Annotated in this window: 5 protein-coding genes; all 5 read left to right on the top strand. The window is 37.0% G+C overall.

Features of this window, described 5'->3' with window-relative positions:
- Positions 1-183: ATP-binding protein (locus EZ449_RS22330; protein WP_165456441.1), on the top strand; the 183-nt coding region annotated here is incomplete at its 5' end.
- A gap of 317 nt (positions 184-500) precedes the next feature.
- The gene (locus tag EZ449_RS22335) at positions 501-707 is read left to right on the top strand and encodes a hypothetical protein (RefSeq protein ID WP_131563092.1); all 207 of its coding nucleotides are present in this window, start codon (positions 501-503) and stop codon (positions 705-707) included.
- A 217-nt stretch (positions 708-924) separates the two neighbouring features.
- Positions 925-2,034: a DUF4236 domain-containing protein gene (locus EZ449_RS22340; protein ID WP_131563094.1), complete on the top strand. Its 1,110-nt coding sequence runs from the start codon at positions 925-927 to the stop codon at positions 2,032-2,034.
- On the top strand, positions 2,034-2,459 hold the full coding sequence (locus EZ449_RS22345; RefSeq protein WP_205943060.1) for a DUF6804 family protein: 426 nt from the start codon (positions 2,034-2,036) through the stop codon (positions 2,457-2,459). Before EZ449_RS22340 ends, EZ449_RS22345 begins: the two co-directional genes overlap by 1 nt.
- Positions 2,460-2,489: 30 nt before the next feature.
- On the top strand, positions 2,490-2,845 hold a 356-nt coding region (locus EZ449_RS22350), incomplete at its 3' end, for a hypothetical protein (protein ID WP_205943061.1).

Consider the following 2,845-nt stretch of genomic DNA (forward strand, 5'->3'; position numbering starts at 1 on the left):
GATATTCTGGAGGATAGATACGGCAACGGTGCGACAATAATAACCTCGCAGCTGCCAGTGGATAACTGGTATAACTTTATAGATGAACCCACACTTGCAGATGCAATTATGGACAGGCTGTCAGCATCTGCTCACAGAATTGCACTTACGGGCAAATCCATGAGAAATAAAAAAAATCATTAAGTTTACAGAATATCGCTTTGTCCAAAAAGTGATATGGTTAAAAAGTTAGTGCTAAAGCCAGAACCAAACTGGTGCACTATGCCTCGGAATGTGGTGTACTTTGTTCGGAATAATCAAGAACCCAACATCATCAAACTTTAGAATTATTAATGATCTGCCCAATACCCAAATATAAAGGTACTGCTCCATCCTCCAAACGGAGGATCTCCTAAAGCCCAAGAAAGGGTGGGTAATAAATATCGAATTACTTAAAATACGGTTTCCCTTTAGGAAAAGAATTGTTGTCTACATAGGTTTATCATCTAAAATAATTCAAGATGAAAAAGTATTATGTAAACAAAAATGCACAAAGTAACGGTGATCATGAAGTTCATGATCAAGACTGTACTTACTTACCTGCTGTTGATAACAGAAAGTATTTAGGCGAATTTTTATCATGTGAAGGCGCCGTCACAGAAGCAAAAAAAACTTATAGTAAATCAAATGGCTGTAAAACATGTTCAAAACCATGTCATACCACTTAAACTAAAATCTTTCTTTTGAGCTTACCAACAGAGGGGCTGTTTCTCGTCTTACAGACGTTCTAACAGTCCCTTTTTATAACATCTGTTTTTTAAATTTGCGGCTAACTAATTATAATCAAGTTATTCCCGTGGTAAAATAGTTTCTCGTTTTACGGTTTTCCGTAAGGATAGTCCCCTTAAGCCGCATAGTTTTGGAATATCAAAATTAAAATATCAAATGGCTTGGAGCTTTCATAAAAGAATTAAAATTATACCTGGGGTTCATTTGAACTTTAGTAAAAGTGGCATATCAACCTCGATTGGGGTTAAAGGAGCCAGTATGACTTTCGGAAAGTCTGGAACTTATCTAAACACGTCTGTTCCTCTTTTAAATATTAGTAGCAGACATAAGCTGTCGGGTCTTAACACCACGCCCGATATCTACGACCACGTTGAGCAAATAGAGATTTCTGAGAATATTTTTAGTGCAGATGTGCACGAGATAACCAGTCAAAATATGGCGGGAATAAAAGAAGCAATACTTTTGGCACAGCAACAAAGGAAGGAGCTCAAAGTTGATCTGCTAAAAATTCAGGCGGCTTTGGCCACCTCAAAAATGAAACTAATTTTAAGTTACGTATTGCTTTATGGGTTGATATATAAATCAATATCCAAAGATATAAGGCTAAATATCCAAGCTCAAAAAGAGGTTATAAAGCAAACAACAGAGCTGATTGGTAACTGTTTTGTGAAACTAGATTTGGAGTTTGATCCAGAAATCAGGGAAAAGTACGATAGCTTGGTCAAAGCATTTGGAAATTTAACAACCTCACATAAAATTTGGGATGTAACCAATGCACACTTTCAAGACCGTGTAGCAGCACGTTCATCGGCCAGTACGATTGTAAGCAAAAGAGATGTAAGGTTTTCTTTTAGATCACTAGTTGAAATTAGGTCGGATTTTGAAGCACTTTATTTTGAAAATGCAAATGGCGCAGATTTATATTTCTACCCCAGCTTTATTGTAATGTATGCCAACAAGAAAGATTTTGCAATAATCGGGCTTGATGAAATTAACATACAGCAGAGTTATGTAAGGTTTACAGAGACGGGAACGGTACCCCGCGATTCGAAGGTTATTGACAAAACCTGGGCAAAAGTAAACAAAAACGGTACGCCAGATAAAAGATTTAAAGGCAATTATCAAATCCCAATAGCTAAATATGGCCAGATCAAACTGCGTACAGATACTGGCTTAAACGAAGAATACGAATTTAGCAACTATGAGTTTACAGAAGCATTTGGCCAAACATTTAGGGACTACCAAACAACTGTTAAATACCGCTAATGAAACAGATGTACAATCGTAATCATAACCATAGTGATGGTAAAATTACAGTCAGGTTTATAGGTGCGACCTGTGCTATAGCATGCTTCGTTGGCGTACTAAAGTTGCCGATAGTTTATTATACCTTCCTGAGGACAATTGTTTCATTAGGCGCCATATTATTTATCTACGGTTGGTTGAGGTACAAAAACTATCCCTTGGCTTTCATATTTATTCTCGTATTAATCTTTTTTAATCCACTATTCCCCTTTTATCTGCATAGAAAAAGTATATGGATACCACTCGATATAATTGCCGGATTACTCTTTTTACTCATCGGTTTCTATCGCAAAAAGGAACCTCTAGAGGAAGAAAAAGTTACCGAGGTTTTACCTGTTCGAAAAACATACTCCAGAGACCGGATTGTTTCTGAAAAAGAGAAATAAAACGATAAATCAAACCTAAAACTTAATTTTATGATCTCACAAATAGATAATTTTTTTCGTCCAAAAATGGATGACAATGCCCAGGATGAAAATGTACAGATCAACGAGCCGCCTATCGAAGAGGCAGAGGAGGTAAGGAAAAGAACTTACCACGAAGCGGGTTTTAGGGATGGATCAAGAAACAGTGGCAGCCCCTTAGCTCTATCCATTTGCTTAAATGCTATTTATGCGAGGTTCCAAAATGAGGAAAAAGAGCTAGTGGGAAAACAGCAAATGGCAAAAGAGCCTTATATCAACGAACAGAAAAGCAAGGACACAGAAATCAAAACCCTGGTGATCAGCAAGGAAGATAAAGAACTGCAGATAACCAAAGTTGAAGCTGACAT

Origin of the sequence: Pedobacter frigidisoli, assembly GCF_004331675.1 — a bacterium.
Lineage (GTDB): Bacteria > Bacteroidota > Bacteroidia > Sphingobacteriales > Sphingobacteriaceae > Pedobacter > Pedobacter frigidisoli.

Excerpts from the sequence above, each read along its gene's own strand:
- EZ449_RS22340 (WP_131563094.1), top strand. The coding sequence starts at position 925 with ATGGCTTGGAGCTTTCATAAAAGAATTAAAATTATACCTGGGGTTCAT.
- EZ449_RS22335 (WP_131563092.1), top strand. The coding sequence starts at position 501 with ATGAAAAAGTATTATGTAAACAAAAATGCACAAAGTAACGGTGATCAT.
- EZ449_RS22345 (WP_205943060.1), top strand. The coding sequence starts at position 2,034 with ATGAAACAGATGTACAATCGTAATCATAACCATAGTGATGGTAAAATT.